Genomic DNA, 14,625 nt, shown 5'->3' with positions numbered 1-14,625 from the left:
CAGTACCGTGTCCGCAGGGGCCGAGCGACTGCCCGCGTCTCGAACCCCGAAGCCTTTCCCAGGGCCCTACTCTCGGAGTAGCCAATGGATACTTTGGACGTCTCCAGGTGGCAGTTCGGTATCACTACCGTCTACCACTTCATCCTTGTTCCGCTGACCATCGGACTCGCACCGATGATCGCGATCATGCAGACGATGTGGGTGGTCACCAAAAAGGACCACTGGTATCGGCTCACCAAGTTTTTCGGCAAGCTTTTCCTCATCAACTTCGCACTCGGTGTAGCCACCGGCATCGTGCAGGAGTTCCAGTTCGGCATGAACTGGAGCGAGTACTCGCGATTCGTCGGCGACGTGTTCGGAGCTCCACTCGCATTGGAAGGCCTTGTCGCCTTCTTCATGGAGTCCGTCTTCATCGGACTGTGGATCTTCGGTTGGGGCAGGCTTCCCAAACTTGTACACCTGGCGTGCATTTGGCTCGTGGCGATCGGCGTCAACGCGTCGGCGTTCTTCATCATCGCGGCCAACTCGTTCATGCAGCATCCGGTCGGTGCGACGTACAACCCTGAAACCGGTCGCGCCGAGCTCACCAGCATCTGGGAGTTGTTGACCAACAACACCGCTCTCGCTGCCTTCCCGCACGCGGTTGCCGGCGCCTTCCTGACGGCGGCGACGTTTGTTGCCGGCATCAGTGGTTGGTGGATGGTGCGGAACATGCGCCGCGCCAAGCAGGCTGAGGCCGCCGAAGCCGAGCGCCTCGAATCCGATGCGCGGACGATGTACCGTCCGGCAACACGATTCGCCTTGCTCGTCATGATCGTGGCCGGAATCGGCATCATCTACACCGGTGACGTCCAAGGCAAGCTCATGTTCCAGCAGCAGCCCATGAAGATGGCGTCGGCGGAATCGCTGTGTGAGACCGAGATGGATCCGGATTTCTCACTCCTGACCATCGGAACTCACAACAACTGCGACAGCGTGACGCACGTAATCAAGGTGCCCTACGTTCTTTCGTGGTTGGCCGAGGGCAAGTTCACCGGCGTCGAATTGCAAGGCGTCAACCAGTTGCAGGAGCAGGCGGAGCAGGACTTCGGACCGGGCAACTACCGACCGAATCTCTTTGTCACGTACTGGTCTTTCCGCGCCATGATCGGCCTCGCCGCAGGTTCGGCAGCACTGGCTCTCGCGGGACTGTGGGTCACACGTAAGGGGCGAGTTCCGGACCAGAAGTGGTTCGGAATCCTCAGCCTCGTCGCGATTCCCACTCCGTTCATGGCGAACAGCGCCGGCTGGATCTTCACCGAGATGGGCCGTCAGCCCTGGGTGGTGCATCCCAACCCGACCGGCGTCGACATGATCAGACTCACTGTCGACCAAGGTGTTTCGGACCACGCAACGGCGACGGTCTGGGCTTCGTTGATCACGTTCACCCTCCTGTACGGAGCGCTGGGTGTCGTCTGGTTCAAGCTGATCGTGCGGTACGCGAAGGAAGGCCCGTTGGAGCACGACATGCATCCGCCGGGCGATACAGATCATGACGAGCCGGAAGATCCGGACAAGCCCAAACAACTGTCGTTCGCGTACTAGGAGGCGATCATGGGACTTCAAGAAGTATGGTTCGTGCTCGTCGCAGTACTGTTCATCGGTTACTTCGTCCTCGAAGGGTTCGACTTCGGTGTGGGAATGCTCATGCCGATCGTCGGCAGAGGCAGTGACCTCCCGGCCGATACGCGTCGACGGGTGGCGCTCAACACGATTGGCCCGGTGTGGGACGGCAACGAGGTGTGGCTGATCACGGCCGGCGGCGCGATGTTCGCGGCATTCCCGGAGTGGTACGCGACGTTGTTCTCCGGGTTCTATCTACCGCTGCTGATCATCCTGGTGGCCTTGATCGTTCGGATCTGCGCCATCGAATGGCGGAGCAAGATCGACGACGACAAGTGGCGTCAGCGTTGCGACTGGGGCATCATCTTCGGCTCCTGGGTCCCGGCAGTTCTCTGGGGTGTGGCTTTCGCGAACATCGTTCGGGGCGTGGAGATCAACGCCGACAAGCAGGTCGAGTCGGGATTCTTCGATCTGCTCAATCCGTACGCACTGCTCGGCGGTCTGACCACCGCGCTGGTGTTCGCTCTCCACGGTGCCGTGTTCCTGGCGCTCAAGAGTGCCGACGAAGTTCGTGAAGATGCCGTGAAAATTGCTGCACGACTGGCAATTCCAGCTATTCCGGTCGCCGGCGGATTCGTCCTGTGGACGCAACTCGCCTACGGCAAGGGATGGACGTGGATTCTGGTAGCCGCCGCTGCTGCCGCACTGATCGGCGTCGTCTTCCTGACGCGGGCCGAGCGCGAAGGCTGGGCCTTCGTTCTCACCTGTGTGGCCGTCATCGCCACCGTCGTGCTGCTGTTCGCCTCGCTGTTCCCGAATGTCATGCCGTCGACGCTCGATCCGGCGTACAGCCTGACCATCGAGAACGCGTCGTCGAGTCCGTACACGCTCAAGGTGATGACGTGGGCCGCGGCATTCATGACGCCGGTGGTGATCATCTACCAGGGTTGGACGTACTGGGTGTTCCGACAGCGCATCTCCTCCAAGCAGATTCCGGCGTCGATCGGTCTGCGATTCAAGGAGAAGACGTGGTAGTGGCAAACCCGCAATCACAAAAGATTCGAATCACGAAAGAACTGACGGTCGAATTCACGTGACTATCGAAGTAGGCGACGCTCCCACCACTCGGGAGCGTCGCCGGGGGCCGATCGACCCGCGGCTGTGGCGACATTCCGCTTCTGCGCGCGGCTATCTGATCCTGACGGTCGCTCTGTCGATGGTGAACGTCGTGATGGTCATCGTCGCGGCGCTCATGATCGGCCGTGTATTGGCCGGAGTGATCACCACTCGAACTGTGGATGTTTCTTCGTGGACCTCAGAATTGATTGTTCTGGCCGCAGCTGTGGCGGTCAGGGTTCTGGGGACCTGGCTGCAGACCAGGTATGCGCACCGGGCGTCGACTCGCGTCGTTGCCGAGATCAAGAACGGCGTGCTGACGTCGGCGACGGCGATGAGTCCGCGCGATCTGGATCCTCGGCGTGACGAGATCGCGACCGTGGTCACCCGCGGTGTCGACGGCCTCGGTCCGTACCTGACGGGATACCTGCCGGCTCTGGTCTTGTCGGTGACGCTGACACCCATCACCCTGATAGTCATTGCAGTGCAGGACATGACGTCTGCGGTCATCATTTTCGTGACGCTGCCGCTGATACCGATCTTCATGATTCTGATCGGCTTGCTGACAAAGGGTAAGTCGGAGAAGACGCTGGCAGCGATGACCACGTTGTCTTCGCAACTCCTCGATCTTCTTGCCGGTTTGCCGACGCTGCGAGCGCTCGGTCGTCAGCAAGGCCCTGCCGAGCGTGTCCGTGAACTCGGTGACGCCCATCGGCGAACGACCATGTCTGCCCTCCGCGTCGCGTTCCTGTCCTCGATGGTGCTTGAACTGCTCGCAACACTCTGCGTCGCATTGGTGGCCGTGAGCATCGGCTTGCGACTGGTGTACGGGGACATGTCACTCGAGCCGGGGATAGTCGCGTTGATCCTCGCGCCCGAGGTGTACCTGCCACTCCGAATGGTGGGAACCCAGTTCCACGCCGCCGAGGACGGAATGGCAGCAGCCGACAAGGCGTTCGAGGTGATCGAAGCGGATTCTGCCGCGCCGGAGGGTGGTTGGACGACGGTGGTCGCTCGCGGCGCCGACATCGTCTTCGACGGACTCGGCGTGACCTCTCGTGGGGGAGTCGCACCGTCTCGACTTTCCGCCGTTGCGTCGCCAGGGAAGATCACCGTGCTCACCGGTCCCAACGGCTGCGGCAAGTCGACGGCAGTGCACGCGCTACTCGGGTTGATCGAACCGAGCAGCGGGCGCGTGACGGTCGCCGGCGTCGACGTCCGAGACCTGGACGAGCACGCGTGGTGGAGTCAGTTGGCCTGGCTACCGCAGCATCCGGTCCTCCTACCGGGCACCATTCGCGAGAACCTCGATCTCACCGGGGCCGTCGATGCGCAGGCGTTGACTCGAGCTGCTGCTGCGACGGGATTCGACGCGGTACTTGCCGAGCTGCCTGCTGGCGTCGAGACCGTGATCGGCGTCGGCGGCACAGGTCTGTCATTGGGGCAGCGGCAGCGTCTGGCCCTGACGCGTGTTCTCGCCTCCGACCGCGCGGTTCTTGTCCTGGACGAACCCACCGCTCACCTCGACTCCGATTCGGAAGGGACAGTGTTGGCCTCTCTGAGAGCACGGGCGGAGCGCGGCGACACCGTGGTCGTGATCGGCCACCGTCCGAGTGTGCTTGCCGCAGCAGACCAGATCGTCGAGGTACGTGCTCATGAGAAGTGACACTCACGACCCGCTCCTGCGTGCCCTGCGGCTACTGGAACTTCGGCCACGACGCGTGCTGACGGCGGTAGCGGCGGGCGTGGCAACACTCGGCAGTGCCCTCGCCTTGGCCGCCCTGTCCGCATGGCTGATCACTCGCGCTTGGGAGATGCCTCCCGTTCTCGACCTCAGCGTTGCGGTCGTTGCCGTACGAGCATTGGGAATCTCACGTGGTGTCTTCCGCTATCTCGAGCGATTGACGACGCACGACGTCGCGTTGCGCGGCACCACCGCGGCGCGGTCGAGGATCTACCAGCAGTTGGCAGCGGGGGATCCCGCGGCCGCTGCCGGACTGCGACGCGGTGACCTACTCTCACGTACCGGTGCCGACGTGGACGCGCTGGGCGACGTCGTCGTCAAAGCACTCATCCCGATTGCGGTTTCGGTTGTCCTCGCGTTCGCTGCGGTGGGAATCTTGCTGTTCATCTCGGTTCCGGCCGCACTCATTCTCGCTGTTGCGTTGGCAGTGTCCGGGATCGCGGCACCCTGGCTCTCGGCTCGAGCCGCTCGGCTGGCCGAGGCCGACAGTTCAGCTGCCGCAGCGCGATTCAGTGAGTCTGCAGTGACGGCCCTCGACCATTCCGCCGAGCTTCGGGTATCGGGCCGCTTGGATCAGGCGGTGAGCGAGGCGGTGTCCGCCGAGAACGAGGTGGTCGACGCAACCGACCGTGCGGCGGTACCGAGTGCCTTTGCCGCCGCCGCGACACCTCTTGCAATCGGCGTGAGCGTCCTCGGGGCCCTACTGATCGGAATCGCGCTGTACGGAACCACCGATATGTCCCCGATGTCCATGGGAATCCTTGTGCTGCTTCCCCTGTCGGCTTTCGAGGGAACCGCGATCCTGCCCAGTGCGGCGGTGGCGTTGACCAAGGCGCGACTGGCGTCGGCACGCATCATGGCGGTTCTCGATCGCGCCGCTGAGGAACACGTCGAAGGTGACCGTTCGTGGCCGTCGGACGGGGTCCTGAGCGTGCGCGCGTTGCAGGCGGGTTGGCCCGGGGGGAAGGTGACCGAACCGCTGTCGATGGATCTTCCTCGCGGTGCTCGTGTTGCCGTCGTTGGCGAGAGTGGATCGGGGAAGACTACAGCGCTGATGACGATGGCGGGACTACTGCCGCCGGTCGCGGGAACAGTTCGCGTTGACACGGTGGACGTTTCGGATATCGATCCGGCCGAACTGCGTCGGCATGTGGGGTACTTCGCCGAAGACGCACACCTCTTCGAGACGTCGGTACTCGAGAATCTTCGTGTTGCGCGGGGTGACCTCACCGCCGAGGACGCGGAGAAAGCACTTGCCGCAGTCGGTCTCGGCGAGTGGCTGGCGGAACTGCCGGACGGGCTCGACACCTACCTGGTCGGCGGTATGCGAGCGGTTTCGGGCGGCGAGCGTCGTCGGTTGCTGTTGGCACGCGCGATCGTCTCGCCCGCTGAGGTGCTGCTGCTCGACGAGCCGACCGAGCACATGGACGCGGAGGCAGGCGCTCAGTTGCTTCGCGACTTGCTCGATCGCGACGGAACGCTGGTCGATTCTTCGCGAACGGTTGTTGTCGTCACTCACCAACTTCCGGCCGGTACGGGAGCTGACCAGGTGATATGCGTCGGAAAAGTTTCTGTGGAAAATACGTTGCCGTCATCGTGAAGTGGGCGTACTTTCTCCTGTACACAAGGAAGGAGGTGGTCTGAAATTGAAGTACAGACGGACGCGTGAGGTGGCTGCCAGCTAGCCGCAATCGCTGACGGAATTCACTTACCGCGTGAGCGGCCGGCGAATCCCAGGCAGCCACCCGACCCCCGAGCCCCCGATCAGTCCGACCGGGACCCCGCGAAAGCGGGAGTATGGCTCGGGGGTCGCTTCGTGCTGCACAGCAGAATTAGCCGATGTAGCGGGTCAACCGCGCCGAGAGGCGCGGTTCCAGGCCACCGTCAGCCACGATTCGTTCTTCGACGTAGGCGAGGTCGCCGCCCTCGACGATGCCGTACAGGCGCTTCGCGCCGCCGTACAGTGCACCGGACTGGCTGCGGATCACCACGTCAGTGGCAAGTTCCCACGACGACTGGGTCAGTGCGCGGCCGTAATACATTTCCACGACGCCTGAGCTGTGGGCGAGCAAAAGTTCGACGACTTCTTGATCGACGCTGCCGGGGATGCCGTCGCCGCCCATGCGCCAGTAGCCGCTTTCGCGCAGATCGGGGCTCACGTACTCGCCCTCGGCGTCGAGGCGCCAGGACCGGGATTCCCAATTGAGGTAGGGGCCACCGTCGTGCGAGATGACGATCTGCTGTCCGAAGGCGTAGTCGCCGGTCTCGTCGTGCCCTTCGCCTTCGCCGCGCCAGACGCCGACGAGGGGGAGAAGTGCGAGAAGTTCGGGATTGATGTCCGGGCCGAGGCGCAGGTTTGCGGTGTCCTCGGGCAACGGAAGGTCCGGAAGGGTCGGAATGTTAAGCGACGCCGTCGACTTGGAGCGCTCGACGGCGATGGCGACAGCTTCGTCCCCGCTACCGCGCCTCACGGCACCTGCAGCGGCGGAATCGTCAGCGGTCGCGTCGGACCCTGAATCCGGAGCCTGGCTCACGACTCGTCGGTGACCAAGCGGTACACGACGTACACGGAGAACCAAGCGATCATGACGGATGCGAGTGCGAGGAGTACCTCGAAGAAAATGACCACAGGAACATCTTAGACCGCGGCGACCGACCGGAAAAATCGGGCGCCGGAATGCAGAAGGCCCCGCACCGAAGGGGTGCGGGGCCGCCTGCCGAAGCAGGAATTACTTGCTGACGGTCACGTCCACGTTGTGCACGCCCGAACCCTCGGGAGCGACGGTGGAGGTGCCGTTGCCCGAGCTGGACAGTGCGCGCACGGTCCATTCGCCCGGAGCGGCGAAGAAGCGGAAATCGCCGGTTCCGGATGCCACGACCTCGGCCGTGAACTCTCCGGAGCCGTCGAGCAGACGCACGAATGCGCCGCCGATGGGCTGTCCGTCAGCCGCGAGGACACGGCCGGTGATGACCGTTTCCTTCTCGACGTCGACGCCGGCAGGCAGGGTCTGGCCCTGGGTAGGTGCTCCACACATGATCAGGCTCCCAATTCGATAGGTGCGCCGACGAGTGAGCCGTATTCGACCCAGCTGCCGTCGTAGTTCTTGACGTTGTTCTTGCCGAGGATCTCCTGCAGGACGAACCAGGTGTGGCTCGAGCGCTCGCCGATGCGGCAGTAGGCGATCGTTTCCTTGGTGTCGTCGAAGCCCTTCGCCGCGTACAGCTTGGCGAGGTCGTCGTCCGACTTGAAGGTGCCGTCCTCGTTGGCGGTGGTGCTCCACGGGATGTTGATGGCTCCGGGGACGTGGCCACGCTGCTGTGCCTGCTCCTGCGGAAGGTGCGCGGGGGCGAGGATCTTGCCGGAGAACTCGTCAGGGCTGCGAACGTCGACGAGGTTCTTGCTGCCGATGGCGTCGATGACCTCGTCGCGGAACGCGCGGATCGAGAAGTCCGGGGTCTCGGCCTTGTACTGCGTGGCTTCGCGGTTGACGGCTTCCTTGGAGAGCGGGCGTCCGTCGAGTTCCCACTTCTTGCGGCCGCCGTCGATCAGCTTGATGTCCTGGTGGCCGTACAGCTTGAAGTACCAGTACGCGTATGCGGCGAACCAGTTGTTGTTTCCACCGTAGAGAACGACGGTGTCGTCGTTCGCAATGCCCTTGGCGGAGAGCAGATCCGAGAACTGCTCCTGGTTCAGGAAGTCGCGTCGGACGCCGTCCTGGAGATCCTTGCGCCAGTCGAGCTTGACTGCACCCTCGATGTGGCCGCCGTCGTATGCGCTGGTGTCCTCGTCCACCTCGACAAAAACGGTCTTGGGGGTGTTGAGGTTCTGCTCAGCCCAGTCAGCGGAGACTAGGACGTCGGAGCGAGCCATGGTGTTCCTTTCGATGTGGTCTTGCATCGGTCGATATCTAGCAGGGGTTCAGTAGGGTTGTGTGGCAAGCGCTTTCACGCGGTGGTAGCGCGGCCGGTATTTCGCAGCCTTGCGACGAGTGGGTAGATCTGGCAGCCGAGGCAGATGCCGAACGCGGCGTTGAGCAGGGCCGCGAACAAGGCGAAGCCGGTGGCAACGGTGCCGACGATCGTCGAGCCGGCCAGGAAACCGACTGTGCCGGCGAGTGCGAAGACGAAGCCGACGAACTGCGCGAAGCGAAGTGGCGCTACGGGTTCGCGTTCGCTTGCCGGCGAGATTCGCGGCGCGACAAGCTTGCCGAAGATCTGGCCGTACGGGCTGTGCTTGGGGCCGAGTACCGCTCCGACCGCGAAGACGATCGCCTGCAGGGCGAGAACCACGGTGGCGACGGGCAGTGAGAAAGTCGAGAGAATGAGCGTGAGTACGAGAACGCCGGTGGTGACCCATGCTGCGAATCGAGGTCCGCGGACGTCGACTTGCTCGAGTTGGGGTGTGGTTGTGGACATCGGGAGTGCTCCTGCGCTGGATTGCATGGTGCTTGCCTGGACCGAGAAAATGGGGACGCAAAAGTCCCATTCGGTGAATTGATCACGTGAGCGAAAGCTCGAGAGTCAGAGAGAACTGACGGATGTGGTGATCAGCAACAGGTACAGCAACAGCCCCCGAGGCGGCACAGGTCTACTGCGCGGCGTCGGGTGAGCATCAGCTCGTGGCGGGTTTGCACGTCGGCGAGTTTACCCCGAATTCTCGGATTTTGGCTCGTGGGGTCCGGATAGTGGTACGAGCGCAGCTTTCAGGTCGGCTGCGGACGGCACTCCGGACACTCGGAACTGTTCGTCGAGACCACCGTCGAGGATGAACGTGGTGGGTAGGGACAGGACGCTCATTTCGCGCGCCAGGGCCGGTTCTTTGTCTATGTCGAGTTCGATCTCCACAGGCGGACGGGGAGCGTCGGCCATCGAAGCCACGACCTGGCCGACGACGCGCCGTACTGCTGCACACGGTCCGCACCAGTCGGCGGAGAAATGCAGTACGACGGGTCCGCCGTTCGGCGCCGCGACTCCGGCGGCGCTCAGCAGTTCGAGGCGGCTGTCAGTGGTGCCGGTTGCCGCGGTGGTGGCTCGGACCGCTCCGTTGCGCGACTTGACAAAGAGCCCGACCGCGACGACGGCTACGAGTGCGACCAGCAGAATTGTGATCCCGGTCATCGGTTCTGCAGCTCTGCGAGATCGATCGTCGTGTTTTCGGCGCTGCCTTCGATCACGATTCTTCCGCCTTCCGCGTAGACCATGCTCGGCTGGATTCCGTAGGGGAGTGCCTGCGGATCGATCGTGTAGCTGAACAATCCGAGGACTACGGGCTCGAGTGCTGCGGGGATCGAGAAATCGGCTTTGCCCTCCGGACCGAAGTACAGGTTGCTGGCGACGATCTTGACCTGCCCACCTTCCAGAACGAGGTTGGCCTGCACGCTCACGGCAGTCTCGACCGGGCCGACGGCAACCGTTCCGGTCAGCACGACGGCGCCCGCGGTGCTCGCGCCCGTTCCGCCGCTGCCCCCGGTGCCGTCCGACTTGTTGGCCGGGGGTGAAGATACCTGCAGGTCAGGGATGTTGAGCAGCTTTCCGAGGTCGGTGGCGTTGATTCCCATCCGGCCGTCGAGTTTGTCGACGGGGAGCTGGGTGACGTTGCCGTTCACGATGTCGGAGAAGGGCACGGTGACCCCGCGCAGGTTGGCCTCGACGGTCACTTCGCCGACCACGTCGCTCTGGACGCCGGTCGCTCTGACGTAGACGTCCTTGTACTTCCCGCCGAGTGCTTGGGTGAGGAAGGGGAATCCGTTGAAGGTGACCTCGGGGTCCGCCTCGAGTGACGCGCCTGTTCGGAGCTCGCGCGAAACCCGGTACTCGGCGTACGCGGCAGCGCCGAAATCGGCCACCAGTCCGAGGCCGAGGAGGAAGACGATGCCGATGATCAGTTTGCGCACCGCACCATTGTGACGGACTCCGGTCGGGGTTCGGTGCGACGGCCCCGGTACCAGGCACGCTAATGTAGTGACCGACCAAAAGCGTCGAACTACTCGAGCGTTGCCCTCGCGGGTTGCGCGGGCTACTAGATAGGAGGCCGTGTGGAACTGCTCCTCCTCACCTCCGACCCCAACCCGGAAGCTGTACTACCGGCGTTGGCGTTGCTGGCGCACTCGGTTCGGCCTGCCCCCACAGAGGTTTCCTCGCTTCTCGAGGCGAGTTCCGCGGACGTGGCGTTGGTGGATGCGCGCACCGATCTTGCTGCAGCGCGCGGTTTGTGTCGACTGCTCGGAAGCACGGGATCAGCAGTACCTGTGGTCGCCGTACTCACCGAAGGCGGACTGGTCGCAGTCAACGCCGACTGGGGGTTGGACGACATCCTGCTTCCCGGTACCGGTCCGGCGGAGGTGGACGCCCGATTGCGGTTGTTGGTCGCCCGCAGCGGCGGTGTGGCCAGTCCGGAAGCGTCGGGAAAGATCACGCTGGGCGAACTGGTTATCGACGAGGGGACGTACACGGCACGACTGCGTGGGCGGCCCCTTGATTTGACTTACAAGGAATTCGAGCTGCTCAAGTACCTCGCACAGCACGCTGGGCGGGTATTCACCCGTGCGCAGTTGTTGCAGGAAGTGTGGGGTTACGACTTCTTCGGCGGCACCAGGACGGTCGACGTCCACGTGCGTCGTCTGCGGGCGAAACTCGGCACCGAATACGAGTCCTTGATCGGTACAGTCCGAAATGTCGGATACAAGGCAGTGCGTCCGACCAGGGCCAAGGGCGGCGCAGCTGCTCCCGTTCAGTTCGAGGACGACGAAGACGTCGACTACGACGCGGCCGACGGTTCGGTGGTCTGACATGGGTTGGACCGATTCGCTGCCGGCCGGATCCGCCGAGCAGGTTTCCGCGCTGCTCGATCGCGCGACCGAGTTCGACGGCAAGGCGCCGGTGTCGGAGCAGGGGCGCCATGCCGTTGCCGGACGCGGTGCAGCGCGGCACTTCCTCGAGGTCGACGGCGATGCCGTCGTGGGTTACGCACAGCTGCAAGCCGGTTCGGGCGAGCATCCCGACATGGCCGAGTTGGTGGTCGCCCCGCAGGCGCGGCGCCGCGGCATCGGAACCAGGCTTGCCGCAGCGGTATTCGACGAGGGTCGTTCAGGCACGCGCGTCTGGGCACACGGAAACATCGACGCTGCAGCGGAATTCGCCAAGAGTCTCGATCTGGTCAGCGTTCGTGAGCTCCTCCAGCTGCGTCGACCCCTCGATGCTCCGCAGCTTCCGGAAATTGTTGTGCCCGAAGGTATGACGATGCGGACGTATCGCGGTCCCGAAGACGATTCCGAGATCCTTCGCGTCAACAATGCGGCGTTCTCCTGGCATCCCGAGCAGGGCGGCTGGACCCAGTCGGAGATCGACGAGAGAACGGCAGAAGGGTGGTTCGACCCCGCCGGTCTGTTCATGGCCTTCGCGGACACCGATCCCGATACTCTTCTCGGCTTTCACTGGACCAAGGTGCACGCGCCTGAAGGTGACGATCCCGAGCTGGGTGAGGTGTACGTCGTGGGTATCGATCCTGCGGCACAGGGACGCGGTCTCGGCCGGGTGCTGACTCTCGCGGGCATGCATTACCTGCGTGATCGCGGCCTCGGAACCGTCCTTCTCTACGTCGAGGGCGACAACACTGCCGCCCTGCACACGTACGAGCGTCTCGGCTTCGATCGGTTCCACGTGGACATGGCTTACGCCCGCGTACGCTGACGTCACAGTCGAACACGCAGAAATGTCTGGTCTGTTCATTCTCCGTTAACCATGTGTGGTCCAACCGGACACCGCGCCCGCCTACTTTTCTCTGTGGGCAGCGCCGTGTTGCCTGATGCAGATTTCAATCATTCTGCATCTCATGTCGCCGCCCGATCGTGGGCGTGGCGGTAGCGATTTCCGGAGGATCTTGGTGAATCTCAAGCGCAGTGGTGCCCTGCTCGGTGTAGTGGCCGTGGGCGCCATGACCTTGGCCGCATGTGGCAGCGACAACAACTCGTCGTCGACGGGTGTGGACGCGTCCGCATCGAACGCAACGTGCGAAGGCAAGAGCAACCTCTCTGCCGCTGGTTCCTCGGCACAGAAGAACGCCATGGACCAGTTCGTCTCCACCTACATCTCCGTGTGCCAGGAAAAGGGCAAGACAGTCAACGTCGCCTACAACCCCAGCGGTTCGGGTGACGGACGTACGCAGTTCATCGCCAAGCAGATCGACTTCGCCGGCTCCGACTCGGCCATCAAGGACGAGCAGGCGGACAAGGCCAAGGAGCGTTGCGTCGGCGGCGAAGCCTGGAACCTTCCCCTCGTCTTCGGCCCCATCGCAGTTGCATACAACCTCGACGGCGTCGACAAGCTCGTTCTCAACGCAGAGGTTCTCGCGAAGATCTTCAACGGTGGCATCACCAACTGGAACGATCCGGCAATCGCCGCGCTCAATTCCGGCGCAACGCTTCCTGACGAGAAGATCACCGCCGTGATCCGCTCCGATTCCTCGGGCACCACGGACAACTTCCAGAAGTACCTCGACGCGGCATCGAACGGTGCTTGGACCTCAGGTGCAGGCTCCGACTTCACCGGTGGCGTCGGTGAGGGCGCCAAGGGTTCGGCCGGAGTAGCACAGGCAGTATCCACCGCACCGGGTTCGATCACCTACGTCGAGAAGTCGTTCGCGGATCAGAACAAGCTCTCGGTTGCCGAGATCAACACCGGCTCCGAGGCAGTCGCACTGACCAACGATTCGGCTGCCAAGTCGATCGCCGGTGCCAAGTTCAAGTCCGACGCCACCGGCGACCTGACGCTCGACCTCGCGTCGATCTTCAAGACCAACGAAGCCGGCGCGTACCCGCTCGTTCTCGCCACCTACTCGATCGTCTGCTCCAAGGGCTACGACGCCGACACCTCCGCAGCTGTGAAGTCGTTCCTGACCAGCGCAGCAAACGAAGGACAGGCCAACCTGGCCGAGCAGGGCTACGTTCCGCTGCCCTCGAACGTCCAGGATCGACTCAACGCATCCATCTCGGCAATCAGCTGAGCTGACCTGCGGACTCGTGCGGACAAGCCCATGGATCTACATTCAGACGTGAAGGAACGTGAGCGCACATGAGTGACGCGCCCATCACCTCGACATCTCGTTCTCCCGGCCCCGCAACCAGCGGGGCCGGGGTGGGCGGTCCGAACGGCACCACGGAGGACACGATTACTTCCACCAAGGCCCAGGCCACCGAGCAGTCACCGAAGGGTGACGGCCCGGGTACCGGCACAGCAAAGACCGTGACCCGTCCGGGCGACCGCATCTTCAGCTCGCTCGCTTCCGGTTCGGCCATCTTCATCACCGTCGTCATCGCGGCGATCGGTGCGTTCCTGATCTGGCGGGCGATCCCCGCACTGAGCCGGAACCAGGTCAACTTCCTGACCAGCTCCCAGTGGGTGACGCAGAACATCAACGAGATGGCATTCGGTGTCCTCGACCTCTTCCAGGTCACGGTCCTCGTCTCGCTCTTCGCGCTGGTGCTCGCGATGCCGATCGCACTGGGTATCGCGATCTTCCTGACCTCGTACTCACCCAAGTGGCTCACCCGGCCGCTGTCGTACACGATCGATCTCCTCGCGGCAGTGCCGTCCATCGTCTACGGCCTGTGGGGACTTCTCGTGTTCGCCCCGGCGATCACCCCGGCCGCAGTGTGGCTCAACAAGACGTTCGGCTGGTTCCCGCTCTTCGCCGACGGCAGCGGATCGATCACCGGCGGCGGCACCATCTTCACCGCAGGCATCGTCCTGGCCGTGATGATCCTTCCGGTCATCACCGCAGTGACCCGCGAGGTGTTCATCCAAACTCCGCGATCACAGATCGAAGCTGCACTCGCCCTCGGCGCCACGCGCTGGGAAGTTGTGCGCACCACGGTCATCCCATTCGGTAAGTCCGGCTACATCAGCGGATCGATGCTCGGTCTCGGACGCGCACTCGGTGAAACGATGGCGCTGTACCTGATCCTGCGCACCACCTCTCAGGCCTTCGGCTGGTCGCTGTTCGACGGCGGCTCGACCATCGCCTCCAAGATCGCCCTCGGCTACGCGGAGTTCAACAACGACATCCAGGCAGGCGCGTACATCGCGGCCGGACTGGTGCTGTTCGTGCTGACCTTCGTCGTCAACGCGGCTGCCCGCGCAGTGATCGCCGGAAAGAAGGACTGACC

The 14,625-nt window shown here is 63.4% G+C and carries 15 protein-coding genes; 8 read left to right on the top strand and 7 right to left on the bottom strand.

Annotation, left to right across the window (positions count from 1 at the left end):
• The first annotated feature begins 84 nt into the window (after window positions 1–84).
• The 4 genes from QM716_RS04240 to cydC are packed head-to-tail and all read left to right on the top strand — an operon-like array spanning window position 85 to window position 6,062.
• Window positions 85–1,584, top strand: a complete 1,500-nt coding sequence (locus QM716_RS04240; protein WP_283302582.1) for a cytochrome ubiquinol oxidase subunit I — start codon at window positions 85–87, stop codon at window positions 1,582–1,584.
• A 9-nt stretch (window positions 1,585–1,593) separates the two neighbouring features.
• Entirely contained in the window at window positions 1,594–2,637 is a 1,044-nt protein-coding gene (gene cydB / locus QM716_RS04235) for a cytochrome d ubiquinol oxidase subunit II (protein WP_283302581.1), read from the top strand.
• A gap of 58 nt (window positions 2,638–2,695) precedes the next feature.
• A complete protein-coding gene (gene cydD / locus QM716_RS04230) occupies window positions 2,696–4,384 on the top strand; it encodes a thiol reductant ABC exporter subunit CydD (RefSeq protein WP_283302580.1) in 1,689 nt (562 codons plus the stop codon).
• Window positions 4,374–6,062, top strand: a complete 1,689-nt coding sequence (cydC, locus tag QM716_RS04225) for a thiol reductant ABC exporter subunit CydC (protein WP_283302579.1) — start codon at window positions 4,374–4,376, stop codon at window positions 6,060–6,062. The genes cydD and cydC overlap by 11 nt, the downstream gene beginning before the upstream one ends.
• Window positions 6,063–6,294: 232 nt before the next feature.
• Here the strand turns inward: cydC and QM716_RS04220 are convergent, their stop codons facing one another.
• From QM716_RS04220 to QM716_RS04195, 7 genes are all read right to left on the bottom strand, one after another.
• On the bottom strand, window positions 6,295–6,933 hold the full coding sequence (locus QM716_RS04220; RefSeq protein WP_283303061.1) for a heme-binding beta-barrel domain-containing protein: 639 nt from the start codon (window positions 6,931–6,933) through the stop codon (window positions 6,295–6,297).
• 258 nt (window positions 6,934–7,191) lie between these two features.
• Window positions 7,192–7,497, bottom strand: a complete 306-nt coding sequence (locus tag QM716_RS04215) for a DUF1416 domain-containing protein (protein ID WP_003939797.1) — start codon at window positions 7,495–7,497, stop codon at window positions 7,192–7,194.
• 2 nt (window positions 7,498–7,499) lie between these two features.
• Complete coding sequence (locus QM716_RS04210; RefSeq protein WP_283302578.1) at window positions 7,500–8,333, bottom strand: sulfurtransferase; 834 nt, start codon at window positions 8,331–8,333, stop codon at window positions 7,500–7,502.
• A 74-nt stretch (window positions 8,334–8,407) separates the two neighbouring features.
• On the bottom strand, window positions 8,408–8,878 hold the full coding sequence (locus QM716_RS04205) for a DUF4395 domain-containing protein (protein ID WP_283302577.1): 471 nt from the start codon (window positions 8,876–8,878) through the stop codon (window positions 8,408–8,410).
• 131 nt (window positions 8,879–9,009) lie between these two features.
• Window positions 9,010–9,096, bottom strand: a complete 87-nt coding sequence (locus tag QM716_RS29315) for a putative leader peptide (protein ID WP_350318872.1) — start codon at window positions 9,094–9,096, stop codon at window positions 9,010–9,012.
• A 10-nt stretch (window positions 9,097–9,106) separates the two neighbouring features.
• A complete protein-coding gene (locus QM716_RS04200; RefSeq protein WP_283302576.1) occupies window positions 9,107–9,580 on the bottom strand; it encodes a thioredoxin family protein in 474 nt (157 codons plus the stop codon).
• A complete protein-coding gene (locus tag QM716_RS04195; RefSeq protein WP_283302575.1) occupies window positions 9,577–10,356 on the bottom strand; it encodes an LmeA family phospholipid-binding protein in 780 nt (259 codons plus the stop codon). The genes QM716_RS04200 and QM716_RS04195 overlap by 4 nt, the downstream gene beginning before the upstream one ends.
• A 141-nt stretch (window positions 10,357–10,497) precedes the next feature.
• Between QM716_RS04195 and QM716_RS04190 the strand changes: the two genes are divergently transcribed.
• The 4 genes from QM716_RS04190 to pstC all read left to right on the top strand — a co-directional run bounded on the left by QM716_RS04190 (window position 10,498) and on the right by pstC (window position 14,623).
• Complete coding sequence (locus tag QM716_RS04190) at window positions 10,498–11,250, top strand: winged helix-turn-helix transcriptional regulator (RefSeq protein ID WP_003939728.1); 753 nt, start codon at window positions 10,498–10,500, stop codon at window positions 11,248–11,250.
• Between the two features lies 1 nt (window position 11,251).
• Window positions 11,252–12,151, top strand: coding sequence for a mycothiol synthase (gene mshD / locus QM716_RS04185; RefSeq protein ID WP_283302573.1), 900 nt, complete (start codon window positions 11,252–11,254; stop codon window positions 12,149–12,151).
• Between the two features lie 193 nt (window positions 12,152–12,344).
• On the top strand, window positions 12,345–13,463 hold the full coding sequence (gene pstS, locus QM716_RS04180; RefSeq protein WP_283303059.1) for a phosphate ABC transporter substrate-binding protein PstS: 1,119 nt from the start codon (window positions 12,345–12,347) through the stop codon (window positions 13,461–13,463).
• 68 nt (window positions 13,464–13,531) lie between these two features.
• Window positions 13,532–14,623: a phosphate ABC transporter permease subunit PstC gene (gene pstC / locus QM716_RS04175; RefSeq protein ID WP_283302572.1), complete on the top strand. Its 1,092-nt coding sequence runs from the start codon at window positions 13,532–13,534 to the stop codon at window positions 14,621–14,623.
• Window positions 14,624–14,625 lie beyond the last annotated feature (2 nt).

Source organism: Rhodococcus sp. IEGM 1409, assembly GCF_030056735.1.
Taxonomy (GTDB): Bacteria; Actinomycetota; Actinomycetes; order Mycobacteriales; family Mycobacteriaceae; genus Rhodococcus_F.
Note: the sequence above shows the minus strand (reverse complement) of the source record. Positions and strands in the feature narration are given on the sequence as shown.